This is a genomic window from Spirochaeta lutea (assembly GCF_000758165.1).
Lineage (GTDB): Bacteria > Spirochaetota > Spirochaetia > DSM-27196 > Salinispiraceae > Spirochaeta_D > Spirochaeta_D lutea.
In genome coordinates this window covers 26,508-45,892 of record NZ_JNUP01000049.1, presented here as the reverse complement: position 1 = coordinate 45,892, position 19,385 = coordinate 26,508, and the positions used below count along the sequence as shown (strand labels likewise).

Below are 19,385 nucleotides of genomic sequence, written 5' to 3'. Positions count from 1 at the left end.
TCGTTTACAACCTTTTGCGCACTACCTACGGGGTTTGATGAACACCGACGAGATGTCTGACCTTGCACTAAAGCTGATCCCATACAGCGGACTAGATCATCTCCTCCGTTCTGCGGGCACAGGCCTCATGGGTCAAGAGCACCTTGAACAGGTTTTGAGAATCCGGATGAGGAGCCCCGGGGGAGATAGCCCTACCGGTCCTGTTTGGAAGTATTGATCCTATAGCGTGGGAAACCACCTCTTCCGCCTCTCTTAGAGAGAGTAGGCAGCCGAACCCCTGCTGCCCAAGGTATTCAAAGGCGATGGCCCGTATCTGCTTGGAGGCCGGCCCCGGAGCACAGTCTTCTCCGCCACCCTTTTCACCAGCACCGTCCCCCCACCAACGCCCCACACCCGGCTCATCCCAAGCGCAGATCTCCGACCCCTGGCAGACCCGGCGATAGGTTTCCAGCCGAGGAACCGACCAGGGGCTGGGGAGATAGAACAAAATTTCCGGGGTCAGCTGGCTCGGCGATCTTCCGCAACATCGTTTCACCGCCCGGCTGAAGCCCTCAACGCTGTCGAAGCCGTATTCGAAGGCAGCATCGGTAATACGCATCTCTTCCCGGAACACCCGCCCCATCGCTGAAGCCACCCTCCTGCGGATGAGGTACTCATAGGGTGAGTAGAGGCTTGCCCGGGTAAAGATACGGATAAAATGAAACAGGGAATAACAAGCCTCCCGGGCCATGGTTTCCACGGTGCAGGAACCGGAGATATACTCCTCTACCAGATCAAATACCCGCTGTAATCGCCGGTCAGTCTCGTCGCAGGGGTGCATACACCTGAATCTCCGACTCGCTCAATCGGTCCATGCCCTTAAAGCGATAGTCATATTTATTCACCGAGAACCCCGTATCCACCCGGTACCCCTCGGGCAGCTCCAGGTCCCGGGTCCAATCGTCCGTCATGGCTTCCCCAGCCAGCCAGAAAACCGCATAATCCCCGCCCGGCAGTACCTTAGTAGAAAACCGGATATCCCAACGAACCGGATCTTCCAGGGGAACCTGGTGGCCAACGAAGACCTCGTAGTCACCTGTTTTCAGACTCTGGGGATGGAGGATGTGTAGCTCATAGAACTCACCGGGCATGGCAGCCCCGGAGGCACCGGCACATTCCCCGGCCCTCAGGTTGGCCCCATCCGCCTCCCCATCCCCCTCCGCCTTCGCTTCCGAAGAAGCAGCCTGCCCCCCGGGATAGGAAAATCCAGCCTCGGTCATCAAGGAAAAGTACCGGTTCCACAATAGGCCGATCTCGTTTTCTTCGGTCCAGGCTGCATGGGAGGTAAAGGGATTGCCGAAAAAACCCGCCCCGGCCAGAAAAACCGGAGGCAGGTGGAGAATTTCAGGTTTCATGGGATCATTCTACCAGGTTTGTTCGGGAATTGGCACGTACCATGTTCCCCACTCTCCGGGAACCCAGTCGGGCTGGCGGTAATCCCGCACCCTATCCAGGCAGCCGTAGTAGGGCTTTATATCCAACACCGGGGTGTCCGCAAACGCGTCCAGTTCATCGGGCCGTAGAATCCCCTTTTCAATATCCACCCCTACAATCCGAACCACCGTACAATTGACGGGATTCGGCCGAATCTGGCTGCGGGTGGCGAATATCCCAGCCCGAATTCCCGGGGCATAGGGCAGCTCCAGCTCCATGGGCACGGTGTCCCGGTGTTCCTCATGGGCATGCCCCCACCATACGACAATACAGTGGCTGAAGCCCTCAAGCCCGGCCAGGCCCCGCCGGTACGGCTCTTCCAGCGCTACAATCTTTCCTTCGGGGCTCTTCTCCACCCGCCCGATGGGGTTCACTACCTTGGTTTGTTCTGACATACAGGGTCTCCTCTGGGTATTCTGGTGTTAGGGTGATTCCACTGCTCCCGGCTCTGACATCCGCATCCCGAACCCGGAGCACTTCCTCATCCCCTGCCCCATCCTATGCCCATCCGACCCATCGTACCCGACGGAAATTGCGCAGTACGAACCCCTGGCCCGCCCTGCTCAGCCTGGGAGTTCGGGGCTCCGGGTGACGACAAGATCCCCGGGGGACACTCCCAGGGATTGAGCTACGGGGCTGCATTTAGCCCTGAGCAGGAAGAAGAGACCCGGGTGCTGCTCATGGAGTAGGGTTTCATAGTTTCCCTGGCCCTTGGCGATTATCATATCTGCATTACCAAACAACTGCCTAAACTCGGGGGTCGTTTCAGCCAAGATAGTCCCCGGATAGATACTCCCGCTGGAAATCACCCTGACCCCGGGATGCAAATCAAGGAAGGAAGCATCAGCCAGGGTCGCATCATTGATGATGGGAGCATGACGCAGGGTGATATAGAGCTCTGCTGCCGGATTCAAGCGCTGTATTTCCTGCACCAACAGGGCATCAAAGAGAATCTCACCGGCGTTGTCCCCAATCAAAAGAATGGTTCTACTGCCACCGACCCGGCTCCGGAGCTCCTCCACCCGGTCCACTGCGAACCGGAGCTGTGGAATCCTAGCCACCTCCGTCTCGATGGAGACCTTGCCCTGGGGTATTGCTCCGTAGTCAATAATATTCCCCCCCGCAGCACCCCGAACAGCCATACGAAAGGGATCATCGGCGCCTGCCACGACCTTCTCGAAGGAGGGAAGAATCACCGACACCCGAAGATTTGCATCCCGTTTCAGCTCCCGAAACGGATCAAACACATCCAGGTTGGGGAAATAGGTGCCATGAATATGGTCATACAGTTGCCGCAGAATATGCTGGGTTGTGATAGAATCCCCACGATCCAGCATCATTCTCATACCGGATTCCATAACTGCCATGGCCTCCCCTGGGGGTAAACCTAAAATTTCAATGAGCGACTGGATCTGCTTCATAATACAGGGAATACACTGGTGAAATAGGGTCATGTAGAAAACTCCTCCGGGCACGCCCCCCATCCCGAGGCCTGCAATAATGGTATTGTTTCGTAGAACAAGTCATGGTACAATTTATATTGTGCACAATACAATCGACAACGATATAAATACCATAAACCTGGATAACCAATGCTGTTTCGCCCTCTACGCCGCCTCCCGGGCAGTTCTCAAGGCGTTAAAACCATACCTGGATTCCCTCCATGTAACCTATCCGCAATACCTCGTGCTTTTAGTGCTCTGGGAAGAATCGCCGGTGACCATCGGCCACATCGGCAAGCGGCTCATGCTGGATATCGGAACCTTGTCACCCCTCCTGAAGAGAATGGAACGGAACGGACTGCTTAAACGCCAACGAAACCAATCCGATGAACGGACCGTCCTCATTTCCATTACCGAATCGGGCCTAGGGAAAAAACAGCAGGCGGTAAACATGCCTCTGAATCGGCTGAACAAAGAGTCCCTGAGTGAGGAACGTTTTTTCCGGCTACGGGAAGAACTGTTTGATATAATACGGATTCTGGAGGATAAATGAACATTATTGTAATCGGCGGATCGGCGGCAGGTCCCAAGGCAGCAGCCCGGGCACGAAGAATTAACCCCAAGGCGGAAATAACCATAATTCAAAAAGAACCTCACCTCTCCATGGCTTCCTGCGGGTACCCATACTACGTAGGCGGTTTTTTTGACGACCGAAACCAACTCATCAGCACCCCCACCGGGGTGGTTCGCGACCCCGCATTCTTTATGAAGGCCAAGGGGATCACCGCCCTGACCCAAACAGAGGCGACGGAGATCGATACGAAAAATCAGGTTGTTACTGCAACATCTCTGGAGGATGGATCAGTCAGGCAATTCCCCTACGACCGATTGATTATCGCCACCGGCGCTCGTCCGAAAATGCCCCCCATACCGGGTATTACCCTGGAAGGAATCACAACCCTGCAGTCCTTAAAGGATGCGGATTACCTGCGAGCCATCAGAGACCAGCGATCCATCCGGAAAGCCGTGGTAGTGGGCGGGGGGCTTATCGGGGTAGAAACGGCTGAAGCCCTGCATTTAGCCGGAATCGAGGTGGTCATAGTGGAGATGCTCCCCCACATCCTCTCCTTCTTGAACCCCCAACTCGCATCCCTGGTAGAGCAGCACCTCCGGAGTAAGGGGGCTGATGTCATCCTGGACAATGGGGTGCAGGAATTTTTAGGTGATTCTAATAAACTCCGGGCAGTAAAACTTTCCAATGGAACTGAACTATCAGCCGAGCTAGCGGTCATCGCCGTGGGCGTACAACCCAATGTAGATCTAGCCCGAAGGGCGGGCATCCGAATCGGGGATCTCGGCGGGATTGTAGTTGATCAGTACATGAAAACCAGCATAAAGAACGTATTTGCCGTAGGGGATTGTATTGAGGTTCACAATCGCCTTACGGGAAAACCCGTTCTAGCTCCCTACGGAGACCTGGCAAACCTTCAGGGCCGGGTAGCCGGGGAACATGCAGCGACAGAAACCGCCAAGGCCAACCAGCCGCTTCCGTCCTTCCCCGGCACCGTACAAACCGGAATTTGCAAGGTCTTCGACTTCATAGCCGGCTCGACAGGCCTGACCTTTGACAATGCCAAAGCGGCAGGCTTCAATCCCATCTGTGTGGTAGCTTCCGGACCCGACAAGCCCGGGTTCATGAAAGGACTTCCCCTCATCTCCTACATGGTCGCAGACCGCGATTCCCGGCGTATTCTTGGATTCCAATGTGTGGGGACCGGGGATGTATCAAAACAGGTTGCCCAGGCGGCGGTGGCTATCCAGGGAGGATTAACCGTTGACGATATGACCAACCTGGACCTGCCGTACGCACCCCCCTTCTCCCTTGCCATCGATAATGGTATCGGGGTAAGTCATGTTCTGCAGAATAAGATGAACAACCTGTTCACCGGAATTTGTGCTGAGGAGCTGTACAATCGGGTACAGGCCCAGGAAGAGTTGTTCATTCTGGATGTACGGGGCCCTGACGAGTTTGAGCAAATGCGCCTGGGAATCGGAGAGCGCCTCATCCCCCTCGGAGCCTTACGAAACCGGTTATCTGAACTCCCCCAAGACAAGAACAGCGAAATCATTACCTTCTGCAAGATTTCCCTCCGGGGATATGAAGCCGCACGGATTCTCCAAGGGGAGGGGTATACGAACATCAAGGTGTTAGAGGGCGGAATACTCGCCTGGCCGTATTGCCGGGAAAAATAGTCTTCCAATCGGAACCGTGGATACTACGCAAAAGGCTGAAACCTTCGGTACTGACGGCCCTATCCCTGGGGTGGGCCTTGGATGGAACCCTATATCCGGCATTTTTACCATGCTTTTGCGCCCTCGGTAGAGTATGCGGGATTACCCTGGTAAGTCCCGCATGCTACTCCCCCAAAATAAAGCGCCGCACGGCCTCGGCCACACCGGCGTTATCATTATCCCGGGTGGTGACCCACCGTGCCAACTGTTTTACCTCAGGAATGGCATTTGCCATAGCCACAGGCAAACCCGCCCAGCCGAGCATGCCTGCATCATTCCCCGCATCACCGATGGCCATCACCTCCTGGCGATCCACCCCCAGATGCTCCGCCAGGGCCCGCAGCCCGTGGGCCTTATCCGCCCCGGGTGCCATGACCTCCAGGAAGAAGGGCTTGGAACGGAATACGTTGGCCCGGTTTCCCAGGTACGCCCGGAGTTCCACCTCACGCTCGGCTAACTCCTCGGGATCCCCGGGAATCACATACTTAACCGGCCGCCAATCCAGAATCTGCCGGGGACTGGCCACCCCGAGCTTCATGTGGGTCAGCCGTGCGTCCAGGCTGGTATACTCCGTCTCAAAGGTCACATAAATGGTATCATCCCGGTAAGTCTGAACAGGAAGATTCCGCTCCACCGCCCAGGCCATGGCATCCTCCGCCAAATCAGCCGCCAAGGACTCGGAAAAAATCACCTCTCCGGTATCCGTCCTACGCACCAAGGCGCCGTTGAAGGTCACCGCGTAGCCCTCCCGCTGATCCATCTCAAGGTACGTTACGAAGGAGCGCATGGCATAGGGGCCTCTCCCGGAGGCCAACACCACCCGAACGCCCCGGGCCTCGGCCTCCACCAGGGCATCATGGTTCTCCCGGGAAATCTGCAAATCGTGATTCAGCAGGGTATCATCCAGATCCAATGCTAATAGCCCGATGGGCTCAAGGGTCTTCATTCTTGGTTCCTCCGCCATTTCATTCTTACGGGTGATTCCCACGTCAGGTCCACGAGACCGGCCTCGGGGAACATGGGAAAACCCGCACACCGCTCCATGGGCCCTATCGACCCTCTTCGCCAAACAATAATCCCTGGGACCCGGCCAGGCGCTGGCGCACCTCCCCGAGGATCGGCGTCATGGCCCGGGAATCCTCTACAAAATCCACCTCATCCCCCTCAATAACCATCATCGGAGCCAAGGAGAATCCCCCGATCCACTGCTCATACAAATCATTCAGCCCCGCCAGATACTGAGGATCGAGCCCCTCTTCAAAGGACCGCCCCCGCTTAGCAATGCGCCTCTCCAAGGTGGCCACCGAGGCCCGGATGTACACCACCAGATCCGGCGGCGGCAACAGTTGGGTGACCGTCTGATACAGCCCCTCGTAGGTCTTCCAATCCCGATCAGTCATCATCCCCCCAAGAAAAAGATTCCTGGCGAAAACCAGGGCGTCCTCGTACACCGACCGGTCCTGGACCACCGGCCGGGGCTGCTGTGCCAGAACATGGTGAGACTGAACCCGATGGGTTAAAAAGTATATCTGGGAGTGAAACGCCCAGCGCGGCATATCCCGGTAAAAATCCTCCAAATAGGGATTCTCCTGTACCGGCTCGAAATACGGCACGTATCCCAAGGCCCTGGACAGTTCCTCCACCAAGGTTGATTTCCCCGCTCCGATATTACCGGCCACAATTATATGCTTCTTGGTATCCATGGAATCCCAGTATGCCCCCGGGGGTCCATCAAGGCCAAGCCCCCGGCGGCATTTTTTTTCATCGTCCCTTGATTATATATGCTTTTTTATATATAATGAAATCACGATTAAGAAAACAAACGCCGCCGGATAGTCACCCGGCTACAGGTAAGGAGCAAACCATGAACCAGAACAAACCAAAACGAATACTCATCGTCGGTGGAGTCGCCGCGGGAGCCACCGCTGCAGCCCGGGCCCGCCGCCAAGACGAAAACGCCCAAATAACCCTCCTAGAAGCAGGACCATATATTTCCTTCGCAAACTGCGGACTCCCCTACTACCTTGGCCGGGAGATCAAAGACCGCCGGGAACTCATTCTCCAGACACCCGAAGAATTCAGTCAACGGTACAACCTCACAGTTCACATCAATACCGAGGCCGTAGCCATCGATGCCACCAATAAGGTCCTCACCGCCCGGCGGACCGAGGGCCACCAGGGTATCTCGGAAGAACTAACCTTTCACTACGACAGCCTTATTCTCGCCCAGGGCGGCCGGCCCATCCGCCCCTCCCTGCCCGGCTCCGACCAGCCCCATGTCCACACCCTCTGGACCATTCCCGAAATGGACGCCCTGGAACAGGCCATCGCCGACGAATCCAATAAAACCGCGGCGGTTCTCGGGGGCGGGTTCATCGGCCTTGAAATGGCCGAAGCCCTGAGTCATCGCGGCATGGAAGTATCGGTCATTGAAATGGCCCCCCACATCATGGCCCACCTGGACGATGAAATAGCAGCGGTCCTGGAAGATGAACTCCGCGACCAGGGCGTTTCCCTCTACACCGGCCGCCGGGCAGAGGCCATCTGCGAAGACTCCGTCATCCTGGACGATAAGACCGAGGTACCTGCGGATATCGTCCTGCTCTCCGTGGGGGTAGCCCCCACCCTCCAACTGGCAAAGAAAACCGGCCTGGCCATGGGCGAGAGGGGAGGAATCCTCGTGAACGAGTATCTGCAAACCAGCGACCCTGCAATATTCGCCGCCGGCGACATGATTGAGCTCACCCACCGGGTGACAGGCCTGAACCAGCGGCTACCCCTGGCCGGCCCGGCCAACCGCCAGGGCCGGATCTCAGCCGCCAATGCCCTGGCACAACTCTCCGGCGGCCCCCTGAAGGGCTACTCAGGCGCCATCGGCACCAGCGTGGTAAAACTCTTCGGCCAAAACGCCGCATCCACGGGAATCAGCATGGCCCAGGCAACGGCAGCGGGCATCCCAGCCCAGGCGGTCACCATTCACAAGGGAAACCACGCCGGCTACTATCCCGGAAGCCGGGACCTCGCCCTCAAACTGACCTACCGAATCCCCGACGGCCTCATTCTCGGAGCCCAGGCTGCCGGGGCAGACGTGGATAAACGGATCGACGTCATCGCCTCGGCCATCACCGGGCGGCTCACCATTCACGATCTGGCTGAACTGGACCTGGCCTATGCCCCCCCCTTCTCCTCCGCCAACGATCCGGTGAACATCGCTGCCATGGTAGCTCAGAACCGCCTCTCGGAGAGCTCCCCGGCCATTACCGCCGAGGAACTGGAAGAAACCTATGACCCGAACAACGACCTGATCCTGGATGTTCGAACCCGGGAGGAATACGAAGACGGTAATATCGACGGCGTCCTCAATATCGATCTGGACGAGCTGAGAGAAAACCTGCACCGCCTGCCCAGGAACAAGCGCATCCTGGTCCACTGTGCCTCGGGCTACAGAGCCCATCTGGCCCTCCGAATCCTCCAACAACGGGGCTACACCCGGGTCTTGAACATCCTCGGAGGATTCACCAGTATCGAGCGTCACGCGAAGGTTCGGCCCTACAGCGCCCTGACCATCAACTTCTCCCAAGGCCTGGTCTCAAGCCCCTGTATGGCATCGGCCCCATCCATGGATGATCTGCTCTCCCAGGCTGGAACCCCATCCCAGGGTGATTCCAACGCCCCGTCCTCCAGCAAAACCGCATCGGATACCCCGGCCCCCCTGGTGGTCGACGTCCGCACCCCGGAGGAATTCGCCATGCGCGCCTACCCCGGCGCCTTAAACATCCCCCTGAACGAACTTCCCAGCCGCTACACCGAACTCCAGCCCCAAAACCGGCAAATCATCGTCTACTGCGCCAGCGGCGCCCGGAGTTCCTACGCCCAAATGCTCCTGGGCCAATTGGGCTTCACCCAGGTTGAGAACGGCGGCAGCCTCATGGAGATGCTGTCTCACAATCGCCGGTAACCGGATAAATCGGTAACGCGCAAAGGGCTGTAATCGACCCCGGATATAGCGGTCTGTACCGGGCTCCGGCCCAGGAGTGGTATTGGCGATACGGAACGGTACAGCCTTTTGCGCACCTTAACCCGAAAGAAACCTCCTTGCCCCCCACCTTGCAATACCCCGGCCATCCACTATAGTTAGAATCAGGGGGCAGATATGAGAAACAGCATACTCACGAAGATTATTATCCCCACAGCTGCAATTGTGCTGGTAGGTATTTTGGCTGCGGGGTTCGGAAGTTACGTTTTTACTTCACGGGTCTATAACCAGGACATAAAACCCGCCTACCTACGTAGTATCAGCGGCACCCTGGCAGCACCGGTAGAGGTCCGGGTAGCCCGGGCCATTGAAAGCAGCCGGAACATTGCTGAAAACCCCTTTATCCAAGACTGGATTGCCGCTGGAGAACCGGAATCCCAGCCCCAAACCCGGGCACTGGTATTGGAACATCTGGATATGCTGACCAGCAGGTTTGACTACTTCACCACCTTCCTGGTAGGGGTCCAAACCGGAAACTACTGGGCGGACGGCGAGAGACTCATTGAGGTAGTCAGCCCCGACGATCCCGACGACTCCTGGTTCTACCAAGCCCTGGAGAGCACCCAGCAATACATCCTAAACCTCGACTATAATTCCCAACTCCAAGAAACATCCCTCTTTGTCAACGTCCCCATGCGCCGAAACGGCCGGGCCATCGGTGTTGCCGGGGTTGGTATTGAGGTAACCGGTCTAGCCCGGGAATTCCAAGAATACGCCGGGAACGATTCGGATACCATCATCACCCTCATAGACCGGGAGGGCTCCATCCTCATCTCCAATAATCCGGACTACCCGGGGCAGAACCTATCCTCTCTGGTGAACACCCAGGTTATCCAGGACCTCCTGGAAACGAACTATGCCGAGGCGCGCATCGGCTTGAACACCCTGCTGGTAAGTGCGAACCAGATCCTCGATTCGGAATACTCCCTGGTAACCATGATACCGAACCAGACCCTCACCACCTTCCTGAACCGAAGCCTCATGATTACCCTGGCCGCAACCCTGGTTGGTCTGGCAATAACCATCCTTACGGTCCTACTGGTAGTCCGCAGAATCGTAAAACCCATCCGTCTTGTCCAGCACCAGCTGGCAGAAATCTCCCAGGGTGAGGCCGACCTGACCCAAACCCTGGCCGTTCACTCCCGGGATGAAACCGGGCTGTTAGCAGAAGCCTTCAACCTGCTCATGGAAAAACTCCGGGAAATAATCTCCACCGTCCAGAAGGGAAGCCGGACCATGGCAGCCAATAAAGATGAAATAGTATCCGGATCGGAGGAAAGCTCAGCCTCCATCACCCAGATCAGCGCGAATATCGCCTCGGTCAAGGATACCATTCACAACCTCTCGGATAATATTGAAAAGACAGCCTCGGTCATCCATGAGATCAGCGATTCCCTTTCGGGGCTGCACACCCAGGTGGATACCCAGGTTTCTGCTATCGAAGAAACCACCGCCTCGGTTGAACAGATCAATGCCCAGGCTAACAGCATCAATGCCATGGTAGAAACCCGGGTTACCCAGAGCAAGGATCTGACCGAAGTGGTAAACCGTACACGGACGGATATAGACCAGGTCAGCCAATTAGTAGAAACCTTGTCAAAACAAACCGATACCATGATCTCTGCCGCCTCGGTTATAAACACCATCGCTGCCCAAACCAACCTCCTGGCTATGAACGCCGCCATAGAGGCCGCCCACGCGGGAGACCAGGGACGAGGCTTCGCTGTGGTGGCCGATGAGATCCGAAAGCTCGCGGAAAACTCCGCGAGCAATGCCAAAACCATCCAGAACTCCCTGAAGCAAAGCGTCTCCCAGATTCATGAAATCTCCTCCGCCTTTGAAGGGACACGCCAGGTGTTCGATCAGGTAGATGATTCCACCGGCCAGGTGGTAATCTCCTTCCAGGAAATCAACTCTACCGTTACCGAACTCTCCGCAGGTATGGGAGAGATTACCAAGGCCATTGTATCCATCCGGGACGCCATCAACGAGGTAAATGACAGTAGCACCCGCATCAGTTCAGCGGTAACGGACCTGAATACCATGAACACCGAGAACAAGGATATCGCCTCTACCGTTACCTCTGCCATCGGCGAGATCGCCCAGGGTGCCAGTGAAATAGCCACGGCGGTGACCAATTTGAACGAGAATATCGGTTCTCTCTCGGGGCAGATCGGTAAAATTACCCACGAAGTAGACCGGTTCACTGTCTAGGGATGGCTATGCTAGGGACGGAATACCAATCACAAAACAGGTACCCTGGTTCTCAGGAGATTCAATGCGGATACTGCCCCCGAGTTTTTGGGTGATGAGATTGTAGACGATGTGAAGGCCCAACCCGGTGCTCCCCTGGGAGCGTTTAGTGGTAAAGAAGGGCTCGAAGACCTGATCCCGGAGTTCCGGGGGAATCCCGATACCGTTATCGAGAAACCGGATTTCAACCCCGGCCGGTCCGGCCCCGGACACTGCAATACCGATGGAACCCTCCTCTTGACCATCAAAGGCATGGATAGCCGCATTCTGGGTTAGGTTACTGAGCACCTGCCACAGCACCCCCGGGTAGGTCCGCAGATTCAGCTCGCCAGGACAGGAAATCTGAATCGTAACAAGGTCCGAGGGGATTAAAGCCCGGAGAGAAGGGGTAATCTCTTGGAGAAACTCCTCCACCTCTATGACCCTGGGTTTCTCAACGTGGTAATCCACGGCTACCTGCTTAAAGGTTTGAATGAGGGCATTACTGCGTTCTAGGTTCTGGGTAGTCAGCCCGCAGGACTCTCCTGCCCGGTCGAGCAGGGCAAGCAATCTGGTTTTACTCACCTCCGGAGACAATACCAGGGCACGAATCTCCCGTAACAGTTCATCGGCATGGGTATTGGCAGTGACGGCAATTCCCAGGGGGGTATTAACCTCATGGGAAAATCCAGCCACTAGGCGTCCCAGGCTTGCCATCTTCTCAGCCTGCACCAGTTGCCCCTGGGTCACCTCCAGGTCCTCGGTTTTGCTCTGAACCAAGCCTTCCAGATCCTGGGTGAAGGTGGTCAGTCGTTGGGCCATGCGGTTAAACTCCCGGGCCAATACCCCGACCTCACCGGGATACCCTATTGTGCTGTCGGTTTCTAATTGAGTACCGTCAAATCGGCCTACGGCAGCGGTCAGCTCCATCAAGGGGAGGGAAACCCGGCGGGCAGCTACCAATACCCCGATAATCGCTAGCCCCACCGCACCAAGACCAATGAGCCCGGTGTACACCATTCCGTCCCGGATGGGCTGTAGAACCCTAACCCGGCTCTGGAGGGATACAACCCGCCAGGGCGGATGCTCCACCTGATCCCAGTAGGCCAACATGGCCCCAAGGTCCGGATCCCAAGGCAGACCGTCCCACTGGGTAAACCGCCGAGTTCCGAATAGCCGGGTCAGGTGCTCCGGGGACAGCCTCCTATCCTGAAAGACCTTAGGCCCCAGTATCTGCCCATCTTGCCCGACAATCAGGTAGCCCGCTCCGGGAACCGAGGATTCTCCCAGCTGGGAGTCCAAGGCCTCAATCATCCGGTCACGGTAGAAGGGAACCTCATGAATCCCCAAGGCCTGGAGACTTGCGTATTGGGACTCGATCTCCCGGACCAATAACCGGTTCCGGGCCCGGAGCACGTCTCCCTCCTGATCGAGGAGATTCCCGGTAAAAATCCAGGAAAACAACCCTATGATGGTAACCACCGGCAGCACCACGAGGGGAATGAAGGTAAGAAGCAGCTGATTACGAATCTTCATACCACCCCCTAGGTACCCGAAACAAGCCGCAGGTAATAGTCAAAATCAACCCCCTGGGCCTCGGTCCAAAACCGGTTAAAACTCCCGGTGCTCAGGGACAATTGAAGGAATTTTTCAATGATCCCTGCCAAAATTGTATTCTCCGGCGCTACAGCCCAACCCACCGGGACCAGCGAAAGGGAGAGGGGCGCTATCGACAATCCCTGAATCTCCTGCATCCCCCGGGCAAGAAACACCGTACCGTCGATGGTGACATCAGCCCTGCCCGCCCTGAGCAGGGCAAAGACATCCTGTTCAGCGGGATAGTACACATACTCTACCGAAAATCCGTGCTCCGCCCCCAGCTGCTCCAGCAAGGGCTCCTGAAACCCGCCGGGAGGGAGGGCTACCCGTAAGCCCTCCAGATCGGTAAATTCCCGAATATCCTGGGCATGGGAACCCACTATGGCAATACCCGCCGGGTACAGGGTGATAAACCGGGCCAGGCGCTGACGCCACTCATTCACCGCAAAGGGTGCCACCAGCACATCGGCTCGACGGAAGATGTCCGGGGTATAGGAGACCCCCGCCCCCTGCATAACCCGGGGATCAAACTCTCCATCGTGGGTGAAGAAGGCCTGAATGTCCGGAAGGACAATGAACTGCCAATCCAAGCCGAGCACCCGGGCCATGGAGATTGCCAGGTTGTAATCAAAGCCGGTTATGCTGCCGTCCTCCCGGGGCAGGTAGCCCTCGGGATTCACCATGGTGGCATACCGGATTCCTCCCCGGGATTGCAGACCCTGGATATAGTCCAGCTCCTCCAGGGTGAGGGATAATTGACTCACATCATCCTCCGGACGGAACCCGATCATCATGTGGTAGGTCTTTAGATCAAAACCGAAACTACGTAAAAACAACTGATCAAACAGACCGGCCCGTTTGAGATGGTCCAGGGCCTGGCGGATAAGGTTATTCAGCTCCAGGGCATCCTTCGGAACAGCCCAGCTTTCGTATTGAATATTGGTGACCCCCTCCAACATAGTTAATCCGCTATGCAGCCGCAGCTGTCCGACCGCTTCAATGGCATCGGTAAGGGTCGCATCAGCCCGGCCGTCGAGAACCTGCTGTACAAAATCCTCACCGGCAATCCGTAGGTTCGGCTCAAATCCGTGAATCTCTGAGAGGCGGTTGTAGTATTCCATATAACTTGAACCGGGGGGAATAACCATCCCCAGGGAACCCAACTCGGAGACCCTGGTCCCCGTAAACTCTTCCCTGGCAAGGACAACCACATGGGAGGGCACCACCGGAACGAATCCCATCAGCCTGGTCCTCCATGGGAGGGGGGTCACACTCCCCACCAGGATATGGTTATTCAGAAATACATCCGGGGTGTAGCTAATGAGGGGATTCGAACGGACATCCTTCGGGATGACCCCGTCTTTACCGAATACCTCGGTTATACCGATCTCATTGATCGTTACCGGCAGCGAAAGAAGCCGGGAGATTTCGTCCAGAAGTAGCAGGTTAAAACGCCGGATTGCCGGCATGGTGGGGTTTGTCCGGGCATTGATGATGGTTGAGGTCACTTCCTCCCTACGTAGTACCGCAGCCTGCAATCCCCCCTCCTGCTGTATCCTGGCGACGAGAGATTCCTGGACGGGAGTTAGTTCGAGGGTGTTCGAATTCGGGTATGCATTCGGGGCCTCCCTAGGGAGATCCTGGGTAGACCGGGGGCCGGGTTGGTTATTTCGGGAACATCCGGTCCAACCCGCCAGTAGAATCACCATACAAACCAGAATCCACTTCCTACCCTTCATACATCCCCCACTCTTTTAGTGTTAACCAAATTCCCGGAGAAGGCAAGGCGGGAGAGGCAGCCCGCCCCACCCCACGCTCCGGCGGGGGAAGGAAGAACTATCCCTTTTCAGCTCCCACGGTGAGCCCGGAGATAAAGAATCGCTGGAAGATCAAAAATACTACCAGGGGAGGCAGGGCGGCCAAGATGGAGCCCGCAGCGATCATATTGTAGCTTGTGATGAACTCACCTTGCATATTGGCCAGCCCCTGGGTAATGGTCTTTACCTTATCGGAGTGCAGGAGGACGATGGACCACAACAGGTCGTTCCAGATCCAGGTAAACTCCAGGACGGCCAGAGCCGCCAAAGAGGGAAGAGCCAGGGGCATAATAATCCGCAGGTAGATAGTAAACTCCCCGGCCCCGTCCATCCGGGTGGCTTCGATGAGACTGTACGGCAGGGTCCTCATGAAATTCCGGAGGAAATACACACAGAATCCCAGCTGGAACGCCACATGGAAGAGGGATACCCCGCCGTAGGTATTTATGAGCCCAAGGGTGTCGGAGAACCGGAAAACGGGGATCATTAGCATCTGGAAGGGTATCAGCATGCCGGAAACAAAGAGTATGAGCACGGCCTTATTCAGCCGGAACCGGTAAAAGGCCAGGGCATAGGCCCCCAAACTTGAGATGAGCAGGGTTCCCACTACCGAGGGAATGGTCACAATAAACGAGTTCAGCATGTACTGGGACATTCCCGCATCCCGCCACGCCTGGGTGAAGTTTTCCCAGGTCCAGGATTCCGGGGGGGTCCACATGAGGGGACTGGACATAATCTCGTCCATACTCTTGGCAGCTGTAAAGAAGGCAATGACCACCGGAATCAGCCAGAAGGCCACCAGCAGGGTTCCTCCCAGGTAGAAGACGACGCGGAATACCCGTTTTTGGGTGCGTCGGTTTTTCATGAACCGGGGCTGTTGGATCCGGGCTTGGGTACTCATAGTTCAGTCTCCTTCTTCATGGTGTTGTGGACGTAAACCAGGATGAATCCCAGGGTAATCGCAAACTGTACCACCGCGATGGCAGAGCCGTACCCGTAGTCCTGGTATTGGAAGCTGCTGGAATACATGTAACTTGCCAAGACCTCCGCCGCCCGGGCCTTGGTATTGGTCATGACGTACACGATGTCGAAGGCTCTCAGGCTGTCGATAATGGATATGGTGACGGCTACTACGGTTGCCGGACGCAGCATGGGTAAAATCACCCTGACAAAACGCTGCCACCAGCCCGCTCCGTCAATCATACTGGCCTCCACCAACTCCACCGGCACGTTCTTAAGCCCCGCCACATACAAGATCATAACGTAGGGAACCTGGCGCCAGATCCCTACCACAATCAATGCCCCGGTCATGTAGCGCCTATCTCCCAGCCACTGCATGGCCAGGTTGTCCAGCCCGAGGGACCGAAAAAGGGAATTGAGGGCACCGAAATCGGGGTGGTAGATCCATGCCCAGATGGTGCCTATTACAGCATATGACAGGGTCATGGGAATGAAAAACGCCGTCTTGAAGAGCTTGGCCCCCGGAAAGTCTTGATTAAAGAACATGGCAATGGCCAGACCTATGGGTATGGGCAGAAGAACGAAGGCAATCATCCAGAACAGGTTATTCTTGAGTGCCAAATGGAAGGTCGGATCGGAGATCAGACGGATAAAGTTGCCCAAGCCGATGTACTGCCGGCCGTACAGGATACTATCCCGGTCGGTAAGACTGAACACCATGCTCTGTAGAATCGGGACAATGACCCACACGGCGTACATTGCCAGGGGCAGCGCCAGAAAAAGCCAGGGTGCCAGATGTTGTTTATGTACGGTAAATTTTCCTATTTTCATGGTTCGCCCCTTTTACATTTCTAGTGGGCAAAAACTGTAACAATGCCCATCGGCATCCCTACCCCCCGGGACGGGATTGCTGGCAACCCCGTTATATCAGGCGTAGAGTTTCAGCCCTTTGCACACTATCGTTGCATTCCGCCCTTGGAGCGGCAGCCGGCTCGGAAAGCCCCGAATGACCATGGATGCCTTGCTCACCCTGATCGGCCATGCACGACGGTGGTCTGCCATACATGACCCGGGTGACCTCCCCGGACAACCGGATTCCGGGATATTACGGCCTCCAGCACTTCCCGCCCGGGAACTCCCCGTCGGCGGGTATCCGGCTACCCGAAAAGCCAGCCATCTGATTTGCCGGGCCATCGGAAGCCGCCATCGGAAGCCGCCATCGGAAACCTCGGCCACCGGGAAATTCCGGCCCCAGGCAAGCTCCAGCCGCCCCTCCAAGGGCACTGCCCGGAACATAGATTCCAGGCAGTAAAAACGATCGAGGGTCCCGGTTTGCAGATCATAATCCGACGAACCGGACCCCCTTCCCAGGGGTTTATGCCCCAGGCCGCCGGTTCCAGGTCGTTACCCGACCCCGGTCCCGCGGCCCTGGACAGCCCCCCTACCGGTAGATCCGCTCCCGCTCCCGGTCAAGGTTAGCCAGAATCTCGGAGATGTCTCCAGGATTCTGCATAGCATCCAGAATAGCGTTCATTCCCTTGGCGGCCATCTCCTCCGGAGCGTCCCTGTCGTAGAACTGCATGGCTCCCTCGGCGCCAAGAACCATGTCCAGTCCCTTCTGGGCGTCTTCGTTGGGCACCGGTACATTTTTATTCGCGGCCAAGCGTCCCAGGGGCACGGTAAAGAGGGCCTGGGCTTCGGGGGTTGCCAGATAGGCCATGAACTTCATAGCGGCCTCTTTGTTGGTGGCATTCTTGGGAACCATGTACCCGTCAATGGGGGTATCAACGGCGTAACCGGACCTGCCGAAGCTCGGGAAGGTAAAGAAGTCGATCTTGGACTTTACATCCTCGGGGGCGACGTCCTTAATGAACTGTCCCATGAGGTACATCCCTGCCTCACCGTTAAACAGCAGGGTAGCGGCTTCCTGCCAGCTGTAGCTGGTAGCGTTGTCCATAATGTACCCCCGCTGGTTGAGATCCGCGAAGGTCTGGAAGGTTTCTACGACCCGGGGGTCCGTGTAGGATACCTTACCGGCGGTCAGGTCTACATGGAAATCCATCCCGTTGATGGCGGAATTGAGATAGTCAAACCAGCCTCCGGCGGTCCAGGTGTCCTTTGCGCCGATGGCGATGGGTGCAATGTTGTTCTGCTTCAGGGTTTCGCTGACCTGGAGAAATTCTTCCCAGGTTTTGGGGGGATTCAAATTCAAGCGGTCGAAGACCTCAGTATTGTAGTAAACCGCCCACCAATACCAGCTCTGGGGCAGAAAGTAGATATCTCCGTCGTAGCTCGATGCCTTCTGAAACGCATCGGGGAACTGGGCTGCAAAGGCATTGTTGGGAAAGGCGGAACCAATGGGTTCCAGCAAGCCCCGTTCTGCAAAGGCCTGCATCCGGTAGCCGGCAAACCAGGTTACCACATCCGGAGCTTGGCGGCTGGTAAGCCAGTTCGGCAGCAGAGTCTTAAACTGTTCGTGAGCCGTGGTGTTCACGGTAACCGAAATTCCCGGATTCTTCTCCTCAAAATCGGCCACCAGAGCCTCAAAGGCCTCTTTGGGGGCCTGGTCGGACATATACGAATTTATGACCAGCTCCTGGGTTCCATCGTCCCCGGATTCCTGGCCTCCACCTGCAAACACAGCGCCGGCCACCAATACGGCCAGCATCAGGGTAAGGATCTTCTTCATACCCGTTCCTCCTTCGGATTTTTCTCCGGGCCTCTCTTCCCGGATACGTACCATGCTATGGCTGCTTTTCTGATCCGGGGAGTAACAATTATCACATTTTTTCTCGGAATTTGCGGTACTTTTGTACCGGTTCGAGGGTGGGGGCTACAGGTCCAGGTTCAATTCGGGTAGTAGGGTATGAACCCCAGGGTAAACAGAAAGAGAAGCCCCAAGGCGAGGGGTTTAGCCGTACCGGGTCGGGCGAAGACCAATTGGGTTTGGGTGCCGCTGATGCTGGTCTGTAATCGCCATCCATGTTCAATCTCAACAGCCTCAACATCCCACTGATCCTGGGCATCCTTATAGCTTAGGGTAACAGCCCGGTCCTCATGACGCAGAAATCCCACCAAGGATTCATCCAGAAAAATCTTAACCGAATTCCCGGTTTGGGTTGAGATGTACTGGCGGTTTTCCTTCATCTGGCCGCGATGATCAAAGGTCAACACCGCGGTAGCCACCCTCCCGGGATAGGTGTAGACCCGGGTAATCCGTTGCTCTTCGGATCTGGGTTCAAGGATCCTGGATCCGACTATCTTTGAGCCGTCTCTAAAATAGAGAACAGGGTTCTCCGGTGTAGGGTGGGTCGCGAGCTTACCGTCCTGGAGAAGGGGGCAGGTACGGAACACATCCCGAACCTCCATATCCGTAAGCCGAAGCTCCTGGCGGTCAGGGGATTCACCGGGTACTAGTTCCAGGCTTAGGAATTCCCGTACATGCTTTGGATCCCGGGTTCGCAGGATTGTGGTCTGAGTCATATGCTCCTCCCTAGAGTAACGTCGCCACGGTACCCTATTACCATCCTGAGG

At 56.4% G+C, this 19,385-nt stretch carries 17 protein-coding genes; 5 read left to right on the top strand and 12 right to left on the bottom strand.

The window, feature by feature from the left end:
* Nucleotides 1–91 precede the first annotated feature (91 nt).
* The 4 genes from DC28_RS06135 to DC28_RS06120 form a co-directional block, all read right to left on the bottom strand.
* A complete protein-coding gene (locus DC28_RS06135) occupies nt 92–820 on the bottom strand; it encodes a helix-turn-helix transcriptional regulator (RefSeq protein ID WP_037546925.1) in 729 nt (242 codons plus the stop codon).
* Nucleotides 798–1,394, bottom strand: coding sequence for a GyrI-like domain-containing protein (locus tag DC28_RS06130; RefSeq protein ID WP_037546923.1), 597 nt, complete (start codon nt 1,392–1,394; stop codon nt 798–800). Before DC28_RS06130 ends, DC28_RS06135 begins: the two co-directional genes overlap by 23 nt.
* 9 nt (nt 1,395–1,403) lie before the next feature.
* A complete protein-coding gene (locus DC28_RS06125) occupies nt 1,404–1,868 on the bottom strand; it encodes a TrmO family methyltransferase domain-containing protein (protein WP_052078536.1) in 465 nt (154 codons plus the stop codon).
* Nucleotides 1,869–2,036: 168 nt separating this feature from the next.
* Nucleotides 2,037–2,927, bottom strand: coding sequence for a damage-control phosphatase ARMT1 family protein (locus tag DC28_RS06120; protein WP_037546921.1), 891 nt, complete (start codon nt 2,925–2,927; stop codon nt 2,037–2,039).
* Nucleotides 2,928–3,015: 88 nt separating this feature from the next.
* Here DC28_RS06120 and DC28_RS06115 point away from each other — a divergent pair, with 88 nt between their 5' ends.
* Nucleotides 3,016–3,468, top strand: coding sequence for a MarR family winged helix-turn-helix transcriptional regulator (locus DC28_RS06115; RefSeq protein ID WP_162180200.1), 453 nt, complete (start codon nt 3,016–3,018; stop codon nt 3,466–3,468).
* Nucleotides 3,465–5,168, top strand: coding sequence for an FAD-dependent oxidoreductase (locus tag DC28_RS06110; protein WP_037546919.1), 1,704 nt, complete (start codon nt 3,465–3,467; stop codon nt 5,166–5,168). Before DC28_RS06115 ends, DC28_RS06110 begins: the two co-directional genes overlap by 4 nt.
* A gap of 163 nt (nt 5,169–5,331) precedes the next feature.
* On the opposite strand, the gene DC28_RS06105 is transcribed toward DC28_RS06110, so the two are convergent.
* Both DC28_RS06105 and DC28_RS06100 read right to left on the bottom strand, forming a co-directional pair.
* Nucleotides 5,332–6,153: a Cof-type HAD-IIB family hydrolase gene (locus tag DC28_RS06105; protein WP_037546917.1), complete on the bottom strand. Its 822-nt coding sequence runs from the start codon at nt 6,151–6,153 to the stop codon at nt 5,332–5,334.
* A 103-nt stretch (nt 6,154–6,256) separates the two neighbouring features.
* Complete coding sequence (locus DC28_RS06100) at nt 6,257–6,910, bottom strand: deoxynucleoside kinase (RefSeq protein ID WP_037546915.1); 654 nt, start codon at nt 6,908–6,910, stop codon at nt 6,257–6,259.
* A gap of 161 nt (nt 6,911–7,071) precedes the next feature.
* Here DC28_RS06100 and DC28_RS06095 point away from each other — a divergent pair, with 161 nt between their 5' ends.
* Both DC28_RS06095 and DC28_RS06090 read left to right on the top strand, forming a co-directional pair.
* A complete protein-coding gene (locus DC28_RS06095; RefSeq protein ID WP_037546913.1) occupies nt 7,072–9,165 on the top strand; it encodes an FAD-dependent oxidoreductase in 2,094 nt (697 codons plus the stop codon).
* A gap of 195 nt (nt 9,166–9,360) precedes the next feature.
* Complete coding sequence (locus DC28_RS06090) at nt 9,361–11,457, top strand: methyl-accepting chemotaxis protein (protein ID WP_037546911.1); 2,097 nt, start codon at nt 9,361–9,363, stop codon at nt 11,455–11,457.
* Nucleotides 11,458–11,463: 6 nt separating this feature from the next.
* Here the strand turns inward: DC28_RS06090 and DC28_RS15360 are convergent, their stop codons facing one another.
* From DC28_RS15360 to DC28_RS06070, 4 genes are all read right to left on the bottom strand, one after another.
* Nucleotides 11,464–13,011, bottom strand: coding sequence for a sensor histidine kinase (locus DC28_RS15360; protein WP_052078535.1), 1,548 nt, complete (start codon nt 13,009–13,011; stop codon nt 11,464–11,466).
* Nucleotides 13,012–13,019: 8 nt separating this feature from the next.
* On the bottom strand, nt 13,020–14,813 hold the full coding sequence (locus DC28_RS06080) for a type 2 periplasmic-binding domain-containing protein (protein WP_037546909.1): 1,794 nt from the start codon (nt 14,811–14,813) through the stop codon (nt 13,020–13,022).
* Nucleotides 14,814–14,910: 97 nt separating this feature from the next.
* Nucleotides 14,911–15,792: a carbohydrate ABC transporter permease gene (locus tag DC28_RS06075; protein WP_202962960.1), complete on the bottom strand. Its 882-nt coding sequence runs from the start codon at nt 15,790–15,792 to the stop codon at nt 14,911–14,913.
* A complete protein-coding gene (locus DC28_RS06070) occupies nt 15,789–16,682 on the bottom strand; it encodes a carbohydrate ABC transporter permease (protein ID WP_037546907.1) in 894 nt (297 codons plus the stop codon). The genes DC28_RS06075 and DC28_RS06070 overlap by 4 nt, the downstream gene beginning before the upstream one ends.
* A gap of 118 nt (nt 16,683–16,800) precedes the next feature.
* Here DC28_RS06070 and DC28_RS06065 point away from each other — a divergent pair, with 118 nt between their 5' ends.
* On the top strand, nt 16,801–17,163 hold the full coding sequence (locus tag DC28_RS06065; RefSeq protein WP_156104599.1) for a hypothetical protein: 363 nt from the start codon (nt 16,801–16,803) through the stop codon (nt 17,161–17,163).
* 129 nt (nt 17,164–17,292) lie between these two features.
* Here the strand turns inward: DC28_RS06065 and DC28_RS06060 are convergent, their stop codons facing one another.
* Nucleotides 17,293–18,540, bottom strand: a complete 1,248-nt coding sequence (locus tag DC28_RS06060; protein WP_037546904.1) for an ABC transporter substrate-binding protein — start codon at nt 18,538–18,540, stop codon at nt 17,293–17,295.
* Between the two features lie 158 nt (nt 18,541–18,698).
* Nucleotides 18,699–19,334 carry a hypothetical protein gene (locus DC28_RS06055; protein ID WP_037546902.1) on the bottom strand — a complete coding sequence of 212 codons (636 nt, stop codon included), beginning with the start codon at nt 19,332–19,334 and terminating at the stop codon, nt 18,699–18,701.
* Nucleotides 19,335–19,385: the final 51 nt, after the last annotated feature.

Bases quoted from the DNA above. Each gene is read 5' to 3' on its own strand.
- DC28_RS06135 (WP_037546925.1), bottom strand. From the start codon at position 820: ATGCACCCCTGCGACGAGACTGACCGGCGATTACAGCGGGTATTTGAT.
- DC28_RS06130 (WP_037546923.1), bottom strand. From the start codon at position 1,394: ATGAAACCTGAAATTCTCCACCTGCCTCCGGTTTTTCTGGCCGGGGCG.
- DC28_RS06125 (WP_052078536.1), bottom strand. From the start codon at position 1,868: ATGTCAGAACAAACCAAGGTAGTGAACCCCATCGGGCGGGTGGAGAAG.
- DC28_RS06120 (WP_037546921.1), bottom strand. From the start codon at position 2,927: ATGACCCTATTTCACCAGTGTATTCCCTGTATTATGAAGCAGATCCAG.
- DC28_RS06110 (WP_037546919.1), top strand. From the start codon at position 3,465: ATGAACATTATTGTAATCGGCGGATCGGCGGCAGGTCCCAAGGCAGCA.
- DC28_RS06105 (WP_037546917.1), bottom strand. From the start codon at position 6,153: ATGAAGACCCTTGAGCCCATCGGGCTATTAGCATTGGATCTGGATGAT.
- DC28_RS06100 (WP_037546915.1), bottom strand. From the start codon at position 6,910: ATGGATACCAAGAAGCATATAATTGTGGCCGGTAATATCGGAGCGGGG.
- DC28_RS06095 (WP_037546913.1), top strand. From the start codon at position 7,072: ATGAACCAGAACAAACCAAAACGAATACTCATCGTCGGTGGAGTCGCC.
- DC28_RS06090 (WP_037546911.1), top strand. From the start codon at position 9,361: ATGAGAAACAGCATACTCACGAAGATTATTATCCCCACAGCTGCAATT.
- DC28_RS15360 (WP_052078535.1), bottom strand. From the start codon at position 13,011: ATGAAGATTCGTAATCAGCTGCTTCTTACCTTCATTCCCCTCGTGGTG.
- DC28_RS06080 (WP_037546909.1), bottom strand. From the start codon at position 14,813: ATGAAGGGTAGGAAGTGGATTCTGGTTTGTATGGTGATTCTACTGGCG.
- DC28_RS06075 (WP_202962960.1), bottom strand. From the start codon at position 15,792: ATGAGTACCCAAGCCCGGATCCAACAGCCCCGGTTCATGAAAAACCGA.
- DC28_RS06070 (WP_037546907.1), bottom strand. From the start codon at position 16,682: ATGAAAATAGGAAAATTTACCGTACATAAACAACATCTGGCACCCTGG.
- DC28_RS06060 (WP_037546904.1), bottom strand. From the start codon at position 18,540: ATGAAGAAGATCCTTACCCTGATGCTGGCCGTATTGGTGGCCGGCGCT.
- DC28_RS06055 (WP_037546902.1), bottom strand. From the start codon at position 19,334: ATGACTCAGACCACAATCCTGCGAACCCGGGATCCAAAGCATGTACGG.